We start from the raw sequence: 17,219 nt of genomic DNA on the forward strand, positions 1-17,219 counted from the left end.
TGTGATTAGAGATTATGTAATATTTGTTCCATTTAATTCTGAACAAATTGTTTCAACTTCACGGGTAATAGTACCCGTGCTCTGATCCAATTCAGGAAGAAATTGTTGCAGGTCCTCGATAGCTTCACCGGGCATTTTCTCTATGCGTAAACACAATTCTGCCAAACCATCCGCGCCAATCATTGATGCTGCGCCTTTCATACGATGCGCGATTTTTTTCGCAGCAGCAACGTCGCCACTGTCGAGTGTTTGCTGAAAAGCATCAATATCTGCTTGCTGTGCCGACACATACTTCCCAAGAATATGATGAAGCAGCTCCTCGCTGTCCCCAACCTGATCGCGAATACGCTCTAGGTCGAGACTAGGATGCGGAGCAGCCATGTTTGACGATGACAGCGAAGATGACATATCTGCGTGTGACGTTTCTTGAGAAGTCAGCTTGTTATGATTGTTCACGGCGTCATTGAGCCTAAGGGTCGACGTATAATCATCTTCCAAAGTACTCGATACATATTTACTGCTGACATATAGCAACATCAAGTTGACCAATTGTTCTTTAGTAAATGGTTTTGCTAGGTGAGCGTTCATCCCTGCACCAATACAACGTTCTGCATCTCCCGACAACGCATTCGCTGTTACCGCTATGATTGGCGTATCAGTATCAAACTCACGAATTTTATTGGTTGCTTCAAACCCATCCATCTGTGGCATCTGGCAATCCATCAGTATCAGGTCATAAGGCGTATCGGTGTGCATTTCCAATGCCTTAAGACCATCTTCTGCGAGCGAAGGGTTACACCCTAAGCTATTAAGAATTAACATCATCAAATCTTGATTCACTAAGTGATCTTCTGCCACCAGCACGTTTAACCCTTCAAATCTCACAAATTCCGTCGATTTGACTTCAACAGTCGGCAATGGTTTGTCTATCGCCAAGGAATGGAACAATGTATCGGGGTTCACAGGGTTAATCAGACACGGTAAGCCCAACTCATCAATGACGCCATCGTGGCTGATCATGATCGAATTTGCCGCCATGTTGATGACGGGACGCATCTCTCCCATGACGCTGTCATCGATGAAAAGCAATGTTGTCTCCGTGATGGATTCATTGGGCGTTTTACCCGGCGTAAATTCCGACACATCCATACCAACACTAGACAGATAGGTGTTAAAGACCGTGAATAGCTGGGCGTCGTTAGTTGCAATGACAGCATTAAGGTTGCGAATATCATCAGGAAGATGCATACCACTAAACAACGTGTCGTTCATGTCTTCTACACTTTTCAGCGGTATATCGACAGTGAATGTCGTCCCCATACTTTCTTTACTCACCACGGTCAGGGTGCCATGCATAAGTTCAGTGAGTTTCAGACAAACGGGTAAGCCAAGTCCTGTGCCTTGATAAGATCGCGAATAGGAACTGTCAACTTGCGTGAAATTATCAAAAATTGCCTGCTGGTTTTTTTCTGGAATGCCGATACCTGTATCTTTGACTGTCAAACGAACCATCGCCTTTCCATCAACGACAATCTGACTGATGTGAACCATGACAGAGCCTTTCTTGGTGAATTTAACGGCATTACCCACCAAGTTAAGAATGATTTGGGTGTAGCGAACAGGATCCAAAATCAACCAACGAGGAAGATCTGGCTCAATCAAGCAATGAAGGCGAAGGCTTTTTTCTACCGCGCGAGCGTGAAACACAACCAAAGCATCATGCACCAGATCAACCAATTCCGTTTCCTGCTCGATAAGCTGCATTTTGCCCGCTTCGATTTTGGTCAAATCGAGTACATCGTTAATGATATTTAGCAAGGCATTAGATGAATGAGCGAGCGTATCAACAAAATAGGATTGTTGTTGGTTGAGTGGCGTATCTTTGAGCAAGTTAGACATGCCGACAATGCCATTCATCGGCGTTCTTATCTCATGGCTCATCATGGCAAGGAAGTTGGTTTTAGCTTCGTTGGCGCGTTCCGCTTCTTCTTTCGCGCTCAACATTTCTTCGGATATCAAATCATTAAGTTTCTTTTGGCGCACAAAGTTGACCATCGCACTCAGGCTCGACAATACCGGCTCTAGCCAAGAAAGTAGATCATCATCGTAGCTCGTCGATTCATCAAATAGGCAAACCACACCAACTAATTGATTCGATAAAAATAAAGGCATGCATAGTGAATTGATAATGAGCTTATTGTTGTTGGTAGTCAGCCCTGCAACTTGCAGGCTCTTATCCCCTTTTGTTGTTTCAATTACCTTGGTGACAACACTCTTAACAAATTCCTCAGACACATAGCCATTAGCAACAAGGCGAGTTTGTGCCAAAGGACGATAGTTGTCTTTCTCGTTGTAATCGACCTCTACAATCAAGCCGTGGTTACTTTCCCCGATCCGGAGTAGTATTTTCAGTACTTCTTTAAAGCTGTTGTGATAATCATCGCTGACAAGAAACTTATCTTGAAGTGTTTTCACTGCGGAAAAAAGTTCAGCACCTTTAGACACTTTTATTTTGTCGAGATGTTGCTCTGTAATGTCTCGAATAATGGCAACTTGAAGTTGTGCATCATTAACTTCAATTTTCGTCGAGCGAACTTGAACAATGACTTTGTCATGAGATCGCACAAGCTCGTAATTTAAATTCTTAGTGTTAAAGCCATACAAAGCTTGCGAGAAATAAGCGCGTGAATCAGGGACCACTTTTGCAATAATGTCGGTGAGCGACGTTTTTTCTAATGGGATATCGTCCAGCTCAAACATCCGCTTTGCGGCATCATTGAGTGTCGTCACTTTGTGGTCTTCCCCGAGCACCAGCAATCCATCTTTGTAGCTGTGAATGATGGTATTGAGGTAATTTTTACTGGCTTCAATTTCTTTAATCGCGCGCGCATATTTCCATATCAAAAACATGATCATCAAATCGAGCAAAAATATCTGCGCAATACCCGATACGATTTCAGATGTCAGCGTGTTTTCAATGGGTCTTGGGTCTTCATAGATAATGAGCTCGCCAACTGGTCTGGGTTTATCAAGCTCCGAGTATGTAATCGGAAAGCGATGAAGGCGGAACTCGTTATCAAATCGGCCATCTTTGGGGGGCGTGATATGGCGGAAACTATCATCGTTCGCAACCACCTCAATGCGATACACGAATCGAGAGAGCGCCTCGCTCTCTAAATCCTTAACGACGGTCTCAAAATCAAAGTTCCAAAGTTGATTGGGTAAGCGATAAGACAAGCGTGTAGCAATAGACGCAATTTCATACTCTAGTTCACCATGAAGTCTGTCATGGGTTTTCACATAGTTGAACGCACCAAACATACTGAGTATCAACGTGCCACATATCAGCAAAATCACAGCAAGTTTTGTTCGCATCATCAACATAGGGCTAAACCTGCATGCTAGAAGTGATATCCGCAGTACTATCTCGCGCCTGCTCGTACTCTTTTAACACCGCTTTATCATTAAGCTTGAGTTGATTGCACCAATGCAATAAACCATTCCAGTTCGCATGTTCAATGTCGTGACACAATGAAAGTAAGTTGCCATATACACCCGCTCTGGCAACCAAAGCGCGCTTCACATCGGGAGAAAGATCAAGCAACCCAATAATGTCGGCCATTGGCTTACTCAACATCACGTCTAGCATTGAGAAAGCGCCAACAATGAACCCTTCATCCTGATTAAATTGCTCAGAATCGAGCGTCAATGACGAAAGAAACGTCGCGCGGGTAAGAGACACACTTTGGAGTTGGGCTGCATGTTGGTGGTTCAAGTTAGACATGATCAGCAATGACACTAGACGCCTTAGAGATTGCACACCTAAATACACCACCGCCTGACGTGGATTAGAAATTTTGTTTTTCTTGGTTTTTGCCAAAATGTTTGCGCTAGCTATCACCTTGTAAAGCAAAGAAACATCTTTGGAAATAATTTTGGTGAGGGTGTCGATATCATCAGGAGTACGATTGATGATGATACAAACGTCCAGCAACGACATCACTGACGGGGCAACATCATCAGTACGAACAACCTGAGGTTTTTCAAAAAAGTAGCCTTGAAACAACGCAAATCCATAGCCTTGCGCTGCAGCTAACTCTTCTTGTGTCTCTACTTTTCTTGCCAAAAACACTTGTTGTGAAAACTGTGTAATGGTTTCTTCCCAATCTGCTGGATTGCTACGTTCCATACTAATGCTAAAGATATCGACCAATTCAAGATGCCTGCGCCATTCATTATCCATGGCCTTACTATCCATCAAGATACGATATCCTTCAGAACGATAGCTTCTCAGCTTACTAACGAGCTCTTGAGAAGGTAAGCAATCGTCCGTCACCGAAATGATCAAATGCTGTGACGGCATCGCCAATGGGATCTCATTCAGTAACGAGGACTCCCCGAAACTGACGATATAGAGAATGTCAGCGTTACGATTGGCACTGGATAGAAAATTGGCACTCAAGATACGCGATGTCGCCGTGTCTTCATCGACAGACGGAAATTTGTTTTCCAATCCCTCACGGAATAGCAATTCGCTACCCCAATGGTGCAGTTCATTGTCAAAGATTGGTTGGCATGAGAAAAACACTTCGGCCACGCAGTCGCCATCCTATTTATGAGACATGTAATTAAAATTTAGACCAAATGCCGTATATTTCCTTTTTTTTCCGTTAAATAGACGAAACTCTTGTTCAACATCACACGTCTTGGACCCACGAATGACAAAAACAAAAAAAGAAGCCAAGAGGCTTCTTTTTTATTTATAACTTTCAATAGGTTTGCTGTTTACTCAGTGGCTTCTTCAATGCGGAAAGGGATCCGCTGAGGTTTGTCACTGAAACCTCCAACACTCACTTGAGTGATGTCATCACCATCAGGCTCAACACTGGCCCAAATTAATGAGCGTCGGTTCAAGTTCTCGCCTTGCTCAAACAAATAGCGATACTTACCACCACCTTGATAAACATGCAGATAAGACGCTAACGCACCCGCAGCACTTCCGGTTGCTGATTCTTCATTAATACCAAGTAGCGGGGCAAAGTTACGACAGCGTGCTGAAATATCGGATTCTGCAGGCGTCAGTGAAAACACGTGTACAGCCCCTGTCTTGGTTGCCTTGTTAAATTTCTTAATGGCTGCAAAATCGGGCGAAACCTTGTTCAATACCGCTTCGTCGGTTACCGGGACAATGATATCAAACAAGCCAGTAGATACTGCTTTTACCGGTAATCCGGTTGCAAGTATGTCTTCAACGGTTAAGCCGAGCATTGATGCTAGTTCATCAGCAGCAAACTCTTTACCAAATTTAGGCAATGTTTGCTCCATGGAGATGCGTCCTTCAGGAGAGACGGATACCCCTAACACCCCTGCGCCAGTTTCTTGCTTGTAGTCACCAGCCTCTATTTTCCCATTTTTAAACAGAGTAGAAAACGTACCGACCGTAGCGTGACCACAAAAATCGACTTCATTTGTTGGTGTGAAAAAACGCACACGAAAATCTGCTTTTTTCGAAGGGGAGACAAACGCGGTTTCAGAATGGCCAAGTTCTTTGGCGATAGACTGCATTTGCTTGGCGGTGAGATGAGCGCTGTTGAGAACAACGCCCGCTGGATTGCCGCCTTTATTGTCAGCAACAAAGGCATTAACCACATAGACTTCAATAAATTCTGACATCGCTACCTTCCTTGTTTTTTATTATTCTCTGTCGGCCATGCGACCTGTTTCGAAATAACAGGCACAAAACACATTTAGGTATATTTGTTACAGTGTTACAAAAAAGCGAAAAACACAAGAAATTGATGTTCTTTCAGGGTATGCGCGACCTTGTCGTCACGAAAATTGCTTTAACCACGCTAAGAATGCTGTTGAGGCGTCATTTGCTTGCTAGATGTTAGGTATTTTCCTTAGAATATGTCCCACATTGGCTATGAGTATTAAACAATGATCGATTTAGAAAACATGATGAAAGGCGCTCCTGAGCGCGAACCCGATCTTCCTTTGCCTTCTTTAGAAGATCAAAAGCGTATCGTCGCGGAGCTTAAAGCATTAGAAGAGAAAGGCGAACTCACGCCTGAGGTTATGGAAAAGTACTTCGGCGGTAAATCAACGCATTAATGATGATTTGAACACTAACCGCGAACGGTCGCGGAGTTTGTCAGTTCAATGGCATATGGCTCCGCTATTAAGCGGTTAAATTCGTCAAAAAAAACGCGCCTAAAGCGCGTTTTTTATTTCAGGTTGTTGGGTCTCAAGGTTGTTAGGTCTCAAGATACTTTCAAACAGTGTACTGCCGTCAAATAATTGTTTAGCTAAACGGGTCAACATCCCCTCATCTATTTGATAGATAATCTCATCAGGGTACAACACCCCTTCTACGCCATATCCCCACAGGTCGTATCGCGCCAGTGCACCCACCATGTACAAACCATCGTTACTAATGTCATACATATCACTTGAAAGCTGACGAGCGGCGTTATCTCTTTCACGTTTTGACACAGGGGCAGTCAGCGCGCCCTGAATCTCGGGCCAAAGCGACGCCAATAGCTTTTCTTTTTCCGGAGAAATTAACGCAGTTAAACTCGTCACCGATAAAGCCTCGCCATCCCGCGTCCAAGAAGAAAAATACGGGTCGTAAGACAACGCATGTTTTTCTCGAACAAGGTCGTTATAACGAGATTGCAACACACGGTTTAACATGTCTTCTGCGTAAATTAAATTCAATGTTCGCGGCGTTGCCTCAGAGACGAATACACGCTCGACATAGGTACGATATTCTGGTGAAAGATGCTTAACAACACGACCACCATTACGGTTATATCGGTTCAATACTGGCTTTGTTTCTTGCCTTTGGGTGGTCATGCTACCCAAATAGCCCGTCACCATACTTTCAACAATGCCAAGTGATTCATCTGACACTACATAGATACTGAAGTGCCCTACGTCACTGAACAGCTTTTGGTAAACATGTTTAACATCATTAAACGTTACCGATTCATAATCTTCCGCTGACAACGGAGACTCATAAGAGTCAGACGGATAAATCGTATCTAACGATGCCCGGCCAAACACATCATAAGGTGAGCTTTCCGCACTATTTACCCGATGAATAATGCGTGCTTTTTCTCGTGAAAACGCCTCGTTATTGGGTTCAATCTTTTCAATCAGGTATCGCAGCGCATTCAATGCTTCAGGGAGGTATTCATTGGGACTCAACAACGCGAAATTATGACTTTTATTGAATACTTCGGGTTCGATAGAAATCGAACGAACCTCAAGATAGTGCGAAAAATCAAACGCTTCAATATTGCCGACGTTGCCGGTTCGGTAGGTTTCAAACAGTAAATCAAGCGCAGCCCTTTCTGTTCTAGAAAGAACGGATAGCCCCCCTTTGGCTTGTAAAACCACATAACTTTCATACGTCGGCCGATCCATTTGATAAAACATCACGGGCAATCCGTTTGGCAGTTGCCATTCAAATAGGCTGTCGTGTCGTTCATTGACCGCCTCCACCCCCTCACTGAATGTTTCAGGTTGCGGTATCTCCACATCCAAATAGGCGACATTTACGTTTTCGCCCCGCTTTCCGGCATCAGCAAAATAGCGCCGCTTCAATGCTTCAGCATCAGATATTGATTCCCCATTGTCGTAAACCAAAGTGACGGCTTGATGAGGGGCAGAAAGAAGCTTGGCTAACCTTGCATTGAATGCATCAAGCGACAGCGTATTGAGAAAACCTTCGAAATTTGCATTCTGCTCTCGGTCATCTTGGGGTAATCGGTTGAGGTAGAGATCTTGCATTGCCGTTTCTGCAATCTCAATGGGCAGGTAGTCTTCATACAAATTAATGGACGCTTTGTACTGCTCAAGCAACGCAGAAAATTCACCATGGCTAGCACCATGGTCGCGAAGAGATGCCATATTTTTCGCCAATTCATCCAATATAAATTGTCTGTCGACATTATTAAATTCAACAACCAACTCGTACACGTCATAACCTGGCGTAAAGGCAACACTGTTATAAATGCCATTGTGCGAAACACCGGCACGGTCGAACTGTTCTTCTAATCGCAATTGAATGGCATCCAAAACCATCCATTCCAACCACATCTCTCTTTGCTCTCTCAACGTATTGATCGCGTTCTGACGTCCATCGGGAAAGCTAACTACAACAGCAGGCGACTCGCCTTGCGGCGCATAAAGCGTTAATGGATAAAGAATATTGGCGTCTATCTCGTCAAGTTGATGGAGCTCTGGCTTTGCGTTATTGGAAGGCAATGACGCAAACGCGTCATCAATCTTCTGACTTAAGTTGGCGACATCGATACCGCCAACCACGACCAACTGCATTCGATTGGCTTGGTACCACTTCGTGTAAAACGCCCTGAGTTTGTCAGCCGTAGCCTCTGTCAACGTTGAATCAGTACCAATCGGATCGCGAACGACATAGGGCGAGTTTGCGAGTAATGTGTCATAGAGTTTGAGCTGCCAAGATGCATCGCTGCGATTGTCTTGACGCCATTCACCAAAAATAACCCCTATCTCACTGTCCACTTCTTGCGGGTCGAGTATCAGCCCATCGCCAATGTCTCTAAACCACGCCAACGCTTGCTGCGTACTTCCGTTGTCCGGGAGAGAAAGCTGATAGATCGTCCGCCCATAATCAGTTACCGCATTAATGTCAGGCCCAAATTCGACGCCTACCGCAGCAAACGTATCGAACACAGAATTGCTTGGAAATCGCTCGGTGCCATTAAACGCCATGTGCTCAATGAAATGCGCATAGCCTCGCTCATTGTCCTGCTCGTTTAGACTCCCAACGTTCACTACCAAGCGAATTTCAACGTTTTCACCTTCTATCGGGAACAGGTGATACTGAAAACCATTGGCAAGCGTGACTGATGTCCAATTAGGATCCGTCGTTAATGCAGGAGAAAGCGTAAGTGTTGAGCAACCCACCACTAACAGTAATGCTAGTGTTGTTGCTAGACGAGCAAACATAGAGGCTCCGGAAATTCAATGCTACGAATCACTGACAAGAAATGATGTTTTAATTTGATGACTATTAAGACATAGGCAAGGTTGGAAAAATTGCAATTCAAGCGAGAATGTGAGGTTCAGTGTCAATTGAGATTAATTTCGCTCGGAGATCACTAAAGTCATGCCCGATTTCTTTCGAAAAAAAAAGCCGCCAACGCGTGGCGACTCCGTATCTCTTTCATGACTAAATAAAATCAAGCATTAGGCAATGAGATCAAAGCGATCTAAGTTCATGACTTTCGTCCACGCTGCTATAAAATCATTCAGGAATTTTTGTTGCGAAGCTTGTGTGGCATAAACTTCTGCCAATGCGCGAAGTTGTGAGTTTGAGCCGAAAACTAAATCAACACGAGTACCTGTCCATTTGACCGCACCTGTTGACCTGTCACGACCTTCAAACACGTCATCGCCACTAATGGGTTTCCATTCAATGCCCATGTCGAGCAAGTTAACAAAGAAATCATTGGTTAACGACTCAGGACGATGCGTGAATACTCCGTGACAATGACCACCCGCGTTGGTGTTAAGAACACGCATGCCACCCACAAGCACGGTCATTTCTGGCGCTGTTAGTGTCAGTAATTGCGCGCGATCAACCAACATTTCCTCTGCAGAGACGGTGTATTTGGCCTTCTCATAGTTTCGGAAACCATCAGCCTCAGGCTCTAACACCTCAAAGGAATGAACATCAGTTTCGTCCTGTGACGCGTCCATCCTTCCCGGTGTAAACGGCACATCAACCGTTTCGCCAGCATGTTTAGCCGCCTTTTCGATGCCGACACCACCCGCTAGAACAATGATATCCGCAAGTGAAACACGCTTATCGCCCGTTTGAGTTCCATTGAAGTCAAACTGCACGCCTTCCAATTTCTCTAGCACCATCGACAACTGGTCTGGGTGATTAACCGCCCAATCTTTTTGAGGTGCAAGTGCAACGCGTGCGCCATTGGCACCACCACGCTTGTCTGAACCACGGAACGTCGATGCAGACGCCCAGGCTGTAGACACTAATTCTGAGACAGTTAAACCCGTTGCCTCAATTTTGGCTTTCAGATGTGCAATGTCAGCGGCATCGATCAATACATGATTGCGCTCTGGTACATGATCTTGCCAAATCATTACGTCACTCGGCGCTTCTGAACCAAGATAACGAGTACGAGGACCGAGGTCACGGTGGGTCAACTTAAACCATGCGCGTGCAAACACCTCTGCAAACTGATCCGGATTTTCCATGAAACGACGAGAAATCTTTTCGTAAGCTGGATCAAAACGAAGAGACAAATCCGTTGTTAGCATAGTGGGGAGCCGTTTCTTCGAACTGTCAAATGGGTCAGGGATAACGCCATCTGCGTCTTTCGCAACCCATTGGTGTGCACCAGCGGGACTTTTCGACAGTTCCCACTCGTAACCAAACAAGTTTTCAAAGAAATAGTTGGTCCATTGCGTTGGTGCTTGTGTCCAAGTGACTTCAACGCCACTGGTAATTGCATCACCGGCTTTACCCGAACCATGGCTGCTTATCCAACCAAAGCCTTGTAATTCTATCGGCGCTTCTTCCGGCGCTGGCCCAACCAATGCAGCATCACCTGCGCCATGTGTTTTACCAAAAGTATGCCCACCCGCAATCAATGCGACGGTTTCTTCGTCATTCATTGCCATTCGTGCGAAGGTTTCACGAATATCAACAGCAGCAGCAAGTGGGTCAGGGTTACCGTTTGGCCCTTCTGGATTCACATAGATAAGCCCCATTTGAACAGCAGCAAGTGGGTTTTCCAAATCGCGGTCTCCGCTATAGCGAGTATCACCAAGCCAAGTCTTTTCTGTGCCCCAATAAACATCTTCCTCTGGCGCCCAAATGTCTTCACGACCGCCTGCATAACCAATCGTTTTGAATCCCATCGACTCCAATGCAACGTTACCCGTTAGGATCAGCAAATCAGCCCAAGAGATCTGTTGGCCATATTTTTGTTTGATCGGCCAAAGTAATCGACGAGCTTTATCTAAGTTTCCGTTGTCAGGCCAGCTATTGACTGGCGCAAATCGCTGATTCCCAGTGCCTGCGCCACCGCGTCCATCTGATGTTCTGTAGGTACCCGCGCTGTGCCACGCCATACGAATAAAAAACGGGCCATAATGACCAAAATCTGCAGGCCACCAATCTTGAGAGTCAGTCATTACTGCATGAATGTCTTGCTTCACCGCTTCGAGATCGAGCGCTTTGAATGCGTTTCGGTAATTAAAACCACCGCCTAGGGGATTAGACTCAGGGGTGTGTTGATGCAAAATACTGATGCGAAGTTGGTTTGGCCACCAATCACGATTTGTGGTGCCACCACCAGCAGAATTGTGGAATGGGCATTGACTCATATCAGACATAACTTTCCTCCAGATAAACGCATGTTGTCTGCGCAGACTTTAGGTATAGATGGATTAGCCCCTCGTATCCAATTGGAAGATCTGAACGTTGTAATAGGTAATTTCGATGTCAGACGTGATAAGTTTTAAATTTATATATATCATAGATTTACATGATTTCGATATTTTCACATTTGATACAGTGCATTCATAAACAAGCCTCCCAAATGAAACATCCAATACCGACCAATGAAACCTAGAGTCACCCCGAAAAAATAAGCCCCGCGAAATGCGGGGCTCGGTATGACTTATTTAACGCTAACTAAGCGTGAATCATTACTGAAGTGACCAAGGGCCATTAGCAGATCCTGGCATGTCACCTTTAGTCCACCATTTCGCCTTGTACGTGCTACCTTGGTAAGTTGTTTGATCACCACCTGTGTAGACTTTATCTGAACGCCACTCGTTCAATGAACCATCGTCAAACTCTTCCCAAACGGAAGCTTTGCCTGGCTCTTCACCTTTGGTCCACCATTTCGCGGTAAACTCAACACTGTTGTGAATGACTTTGTCGCCCGTGTTGTAAACCTTGTTGGCGTCCCAGTTGCTGTCAGTTGGCCCCGTATCACCTTTCACGTTAACCGCAACGGTGGCTGAATCAGCATCCGAACCGTCAGTCACTGTTACCACGACTAAGATCACGCTGTCTTTATCAGATGCAGGTGCAGTCACAGTAATAACTGCAGAGTTACCATTTTGAGCAACGACACCTTCGCTTGCAGTAAAGGTCAACGCATCGCCTTCAGCATCAGAAGCAGACACCGAGATATCGACAGGCTCGCCAGCGTTAACTGAAACTGATGAAGGAACGGTCAGTGCTGGTGGCGTATTTTCAACAACACCAGAGCCTTTCACATTCACAGCCACGGTAGCCACGTCAGATTTCTTACCATCTGTTGCAGTTATTGTAATCGTGTCAGTGACATCTGTTGCGGTGTTCGGTGCTTTGTAAGTGATTGTCGCCGTGCCGTCACCGTTGTCGAGCACATCTGCACCAGACGCGGTAAATGACAATGCGTCGCCGTCTGCGTCTTTCGCTGAAACAGCAAAGCTAATCACTTGACCAGATTCCGCTGCTTGTGCACCCGGTACAGAAATGACTGGCGCTTCATTTGGCATTACATTCGCGCTAAACACGTTGTCAATTTGCTGTGCCAGTGGCGATTTCAGGTTGGTACACTCTTTTAGCTTAGTGCCGTGATTGATGAAGGTACCTTCACACTGAATGTCACCGTGTACCTGCCAAACGATAATACCGCCAAGATCGTTGTTCACAACATACTCAGCTTTCTTACGAATGGCTTCTTCATCGTCGTAGCTAAGGAAATACTTTCCTTTCACTGCATAAGGCACTTCTGCATTGGCGTCCCAGAAATGCTCCCAGCCGTTTTGCTTAATGATGTAGTTGTAGTTTGGTTGACCTTCAAACGCTTTCCAGTTATCCAAGTCCACTGACGACTCAGTCGGACCATCAACGGAGAAATTCACGGTACGCTTGTCAGTAGGTGCGCCTAAGTACGCCGTTGTTTCGTTAGTTTGAACACCACGACCGTAGAACGCTGCGCCGAAGTTAATCTTCTTAGATGGAATACCACGCGCCTGCATCCAAACGCGCAAATCGTCTAACGTTAGTCCATCAAACTCTTCTTCTGGGTACGGGTACAGCGGGGAGTTATGACCCGCAACGTTTGACCAACCACCGTTAAGGTCGTACGTCATCATGTTGAAGTAATCCATCGAGTTCGACAGACGATTCCAATCGTAACCTTCTAGTGCAGCGGGTACTGCTTTAAACGCTGCCGTCAGCAGTTTGTCATCACCAATACGCGCACGAATGTCATCCATCAACTGTTCAAAGTTCGCGTAATCGACATCAGAGCCAGTGAAGTTCATGCCGCCAGAACCAGGGAATTCCCAATCAATATCAATACCGTGGAAACCTAGTGCCATTAGACGGTCTACGTCAGCAAGGAAGCGTTCTTTTTTGACCGGATCAGCCGCCATTTCAGGAAAGTGCTTGGACATACTCCAGCCGCCAAGTGAGGCCATCACTTTCACGCCTTTTTGGTTTGCCAAATCAATCAAACCCGGTGCGCCGCCTTCTTTTTTCAACGGAATAGGCATTTGGCCTGTTACGCCTGACGGCGCATGTTTCCAACCGCGTCCATCTTTCACAAAACCTTGTGCTTGTACTTTTGCTAGCTGATCAGCCTGCCATGGTTCGTTTCCAGGGAACTCATGAATGTACTCAAGCTCACCCCAAAGAATATGGAAATCCCAGCTTGAATAAACATCTGGGTGCAACAGTGGGCCTGGTTCTTGAACAGAATTAGGTTGGTAGATATTCTTGTTACGTAAATCACCACTGTGCAGCGAGCCATCTTTTGCAACGCCGAAAAAGGAGAAGTTAAGGATGGAGTAGATATCCATGTCTACGTTTAAATGGGTTGCTTCGCCTTTTACGCTAAAACCTGCATCAGTTCCCTTCCACGCTTCCCATTGCGTCAGGTAACCAATAACCGCTTTATCATGTGTCGGTGCGGCTTGCAGTGAGGCACTCATGCCTAACACGCCAGCGACACATACGGCAACCGCTGTGAACTTAAGTCCTTTATACATTGTTATTTTTCTCCACGTCTTGGATGTTGGTTGTTGTGCTAACACCTACTTTTCCATTACTTAATTTCTGACGCGAATGTAAATATCAAACTTTGGTATCAAGGTTAGGAATGCTTTTACTCAGTTACATTTATTTCGTAAATTTTTTGCAGCAAGACAGCTAATTGGAAGAGAAAAACAGGCGAATATCACATTGTGAACAATTCACTTTTTATCTTAAAAATCAACCATATTTAACCAACATCACGATGAAGCTGAGTGAAGTAAAGAAGTTAAATAATAGATAAAAAAAACTCCGCCAGCGCAAGGCATGGCGGAGACAAGCAACAAATGTGAAGCGCTAACTAAATATTCCCTTCAGCAGAGAAATAGTGAGTGTAAGCCGTGCCGTGTAAGCACTATGGCTTATAGCAAATGGCATACCAATTAATTCAATCAGTGGAACATATGGGAGGACGGGTGTTTATACGTCGAAATTCAAAGCATTACGTTAGATATTGGGGCAATTTTTGCACCATCTATGCGCAAGGTGGCAACGAGGACTGGCTCTAAACGTGCGTTTCAATACGTCATTCTTACCTTCAACGTTAGCAGCGTCACATCTTGTTTAGCTTTAACGATTCCAATCTGACCTCTGCTTGATGATAATGTCTCACTTCAAGGCTTTGCCAATAACAACCAGTGAGATAGCTACCATGGATTTTGCGTTACCTCTCGTCATCCTCGTGATATTCGTTTTCATTATTCTTAACCGCCAGAAGGCTAAGAAAGCCGCAGCAGAAAACATTGAAGCTGGCACAGCATTCTTAGACAAAAATGCACAAGAGGAAGGTGTGATGACCACCGCTTCTGGTCTTCAATACAAGGTGTTGGAACAAGGCGAAGGCGAAGCACACCCAACCGCCAAATCTCGCGTAAAAGTGCACTACCACGGCACCTTGCTCGATGGCACTGTGTTTGACAGTTCTGTGCAACGTGGTGAGCCAATTGATTTTGGCTTAAACCAAGTGATTCGTGGCTGGACAGAAGGTGTTCAGTTGATGAAAAAAGGCGAAAAAACGCGTTTCTTTATTCCCTCACATTTGGCATATGGCAATGGGTCAGCGGGTGCAATTAAACCGGGTTCAACACTGATCTTTGAAGTTGAGTTACTCGATTTTAACTAATACCTTTGCCTATCATATTGAAAAAAAGCCGCATACATTGATGCGGCTTTTGTATCTTCCCTACTCCACTGCCTACTTTCAGATTCGGTTTTAATCGATTTCGACGACTGGCGGATGCGACACACTGCGCGTCCAAACGACAGCTTCCTCAAGAGGCATAGGCTTCGCAAAAAAGTAGCCCTGACAAATATCAATGCCGCAGCCTTTGACAAACATTTTCTCAGCATAGGTTTCCACACCTTCTGCAACGATGGCACACCCTGTCACTTCACTGATCTTCGCTAGCAATTGATACAGATTCTGCCCGCGCTCTTCCTGCACATTGAGCAATAACGAGCGATCTAGTTTCACCTTATCGAAGTTGAATTTGAGCAAATGAGGAAACGACGCATAACCTGCACCAAAATCATCAATCGCCACTTTTACACCTAAGTGCTGCAGGGCATCAATGTTGTTCTTTATCTGACTATGGTCTTCTAAAATGGCCTCTTCCGTTATCTCTATCTCCAACGCCGAAGCGGGTACACCGTATCGTGCTAAGCGCTTCGCAATGAAATCTACCGTTCTTGGGTCGGAGATCGTATCTGCAGAAACATTCACCCCTATTTTGCATCCGCTCCCCAAAGGGAAAGTATTCATGTCAGAGAGAACAAGATCGATCACCATCGTATCAAGCTGCCACATGGCACCCAATTGCTGAAAATCGGCGACAAATGTTGGTGGCTGGAGGTTACCTTTCACATCTCTGTATCGCACAAGCGATTCAAATGCGATGTGATTCGGATTATGCAAATGCACCTGCGGTTGATAGAACATCACAAATTCGCCGTGGCTCAGCATACGGCTCACACGTTGACTGACTTCATGCTTGTTGATATAGCCGCCCATCGAAGTATTTACGTCGACGAGGAAAGATTTCAAGGTACTGTTTTCAATTTCGCTTTTGCGAAGAATGGCCCTGTCGTCAATGTTACTTCTCCCTGCGTAATGCAAGTAGAAAGGGCGATAAATCAGTATACCGACTCCCACCACAACAAGTTGAAGCACAACGCCACCAAGACTGTCTTGTGTCGCCCAATAGCCGCTTAAAAATGGTGGCGTCATCCAATCCACAATCGTGCTCACCGGGTTAACCCAACCAATAGACATTACGCCATATACCACCGCAAAGCTGACGATAGGAACGAGGATAAACGGGAGAATCAATGTCGGGTTAAACACGATCGGCAAACCGAACAAAAGCAATTCGTTGATGTTAAACATCACTAAAGGCAATGCTGACAGCGCCAATATGGTATGGCGACGATCTTTGGAAAATAGCAAGATACAACACAGCAAACTGAGCGCATTTCCAGAACCGCCGATCGCAAGAAACGCGTCATAGAATCCCTGCCCCAAGATATTCAGTGATGCCTCGCCCGCCTCCCATGCAGCGATATTTAACTGCGTGTCTTCAAACAACTGCTGCTTTGCTCTAAACAGAAAGTTATGCCCATTAATGCCCACTGAACCTAACAGGCCCAATAGAAAGACATATGCCATGCCGCCATCAAACGTCAGTGGATCAATCACCGACAAATCACGGTACTTATCACCATACGCAATGATGGTCTTCGTGAGTGCTGAGAACGCCATGGTTAGCAATAAGAAACCAAAAAAATGTGCCACTTGCTTATAGAGCGCACTGACAAAATCGACACGTGATGGATTGAGTGGGTACAGACGAAATGACACACAAGATGCCGTCGCGACGCCTGCAGTCAACAAGGCTACGAGTGGGTTATTTGGCAAACCATTGTGATCCGCCACCAAACCATTCGCCAACGAAATCGTGACGAACATTGCCAACGCATACGGCACAACGACCATTGGATTCACACTGTGCTTTGACGACAAGTAGTACGTCGTAATCAAACACAATGCCGTTGGGTATACCCCGATCAAAATATTCGAAAAGTAAAAAAATTGTTGCGCAACAAAAGG

9 protein-coding genes are annotated in these 17,219 nt (G+C 45.3%); 2 read left to right on the forward strand and 7 right to left on the reverse strand.

Going from position 1 to position 17,219, the window contains the following annotated elements; all coding sequences use genetic code 11:
• Window positions 1–12 precede the first annotated feature (12 nt).
• From AC3CIC_RS18370 to AC3CIC_RS18380, 3 genes are all read right to left on the reverse strand, one after another.
• On the reverse strand, window positions 13–3,384 hold the full coding sequence (locus AC3CIC_RS18370; protein WP_488516633.1) for an ATP-binding protein: 3,372 nt from the start codon (window positions 3,382–3,384) through the stop codon (window positions 13–15).
• Between the two features lie 4 nt (window positions 3,385–3,388).
• The gene (locus AC3CIC_RS18375; protein WP_488516634.1) at window positions 3,389–4,597 is read right to left on the reverse strand and encodes an EAL and HDOD domain-containing protein; all 1,209 of its coding nucleotides are present in this window, start codon (window positions 4,595–4,597) and stop codon (window positions 3,389–3,391) included.
• A 188-nt stretch (window positions 4,598–4,785) separates the two neighbouring features.
• A complete protein-coding gene (locus AC3CIC_RS18380; RefSeq protein WP_394209256.1) occupies window positions 4,786–5,673 on the reverse strand; it encodes a PhzF family phenazine biosynthesis protein in 888 nt (295 codons plus the stop codon).
• Window positions 5,674–5,940: 267 nt separating this feature from the next.
• Between AC3CIC_RS18380 and AC3CIC_RS18385 the strand changes: the two genes are divergently transcribed.
• Window positions 5,941–6,114, forward strand: coding sequence for an ATPase (locus AC3CIC_RS18385; RefSeq protein WP_016960244.1), 174 nt, complete (start codon window positions 5,941–5,943; stop codon window positions 6,112–6,114).
• Window positions 6,115–6,213: 99 nt separating this feature from the next.
• Here the strand turns inward: AC3CIC_RS18385 and AC3CIC_RS18390 are convergent, their stop codons facing one another.
• The 3 genes from AC3CIC_RS18390 to AC3CIC_RS18400 form a co-directional block, all read right to left on the reverse strand.
• Window positions 6,214–8,997 carry a M16 family metallopeptidase gene (locus AC3CIC_RS18390; protein ID WP_488516635.1) on the reverse strand — a complete coding sequence of 928 codons (2,784 nt, stop codon included), beginning with the start codon at window positions 8,995–8,997 and terminating at the stop codon, window positions 6,214–6,216.
• A gap of 240 nt (window positions 8,998–9,237) precedes the next feature.
• Window positions 9,238–11,412, reverse strand: coding sequence for a catalase/peroxidase HPI (katG, locus tag AC3CIC_RS18395; RefSeq protein ID WP_488516636.1), 2,175 nt, complete (start codon window positions 11,410–11,412; stop codon window positions 9,238–9,240).
• Between the two features lie 315 nt (window positions 11,413–11,727).
• Complete coding sequence (locus tag AC3CIC_RS18400) at window positions 11,728–14,070, reverse strand: glycosyl hydrolase family 18 protein (protein WP_488516637.1); 2,343 nt, start codon at window positions 14,068–14,070, stop codon at window positions 11,728–11,730.
• A 695-nt stretch (window positions 14,071–14,765) separates the two neighbouring features.
• Between AC3CIC_RS18400 and bamJ the strand changes: the two genes are divergently transcribed.
• Window positions 14,766–15,236, forward strand: coding sequence for a BamJ family beta-barrel-assembly machinery protein (bamJ, locus tag AC3CIC_RS18405; protein ID WP_017006499.1), 471 nt, complete (start codon window positions 14,766–14,768; stop codon window positions 15,234–15,236).
• A 90-nt stretch (window positions 15,237–15,326) separates the two neighbouring features.
• Here the strand turns inward: bamJ and AC3CIC_RS18410 are convergent, their stop codons facing one another.
• Window positions 15,327–17,150 carry an EAL domain-containing protein gene (locus AC3CIC_RS18410; RefSeq protein ID WP_488516638.1) on the reverse strand — a complete coding sequence of 608 codons (1,824 nt, stop codon included), beginning with the start codon at window positions 17,148–17,150 and terminating at the stop codon, window positions 15,327–15,329.
• Between the last annotated feature and the right edge of the window lie 69 nt (window positions 17,151–17,219).

Source organism: Enterovibrio sp. QJM3NY_24, from assembly GCF_057786035.1.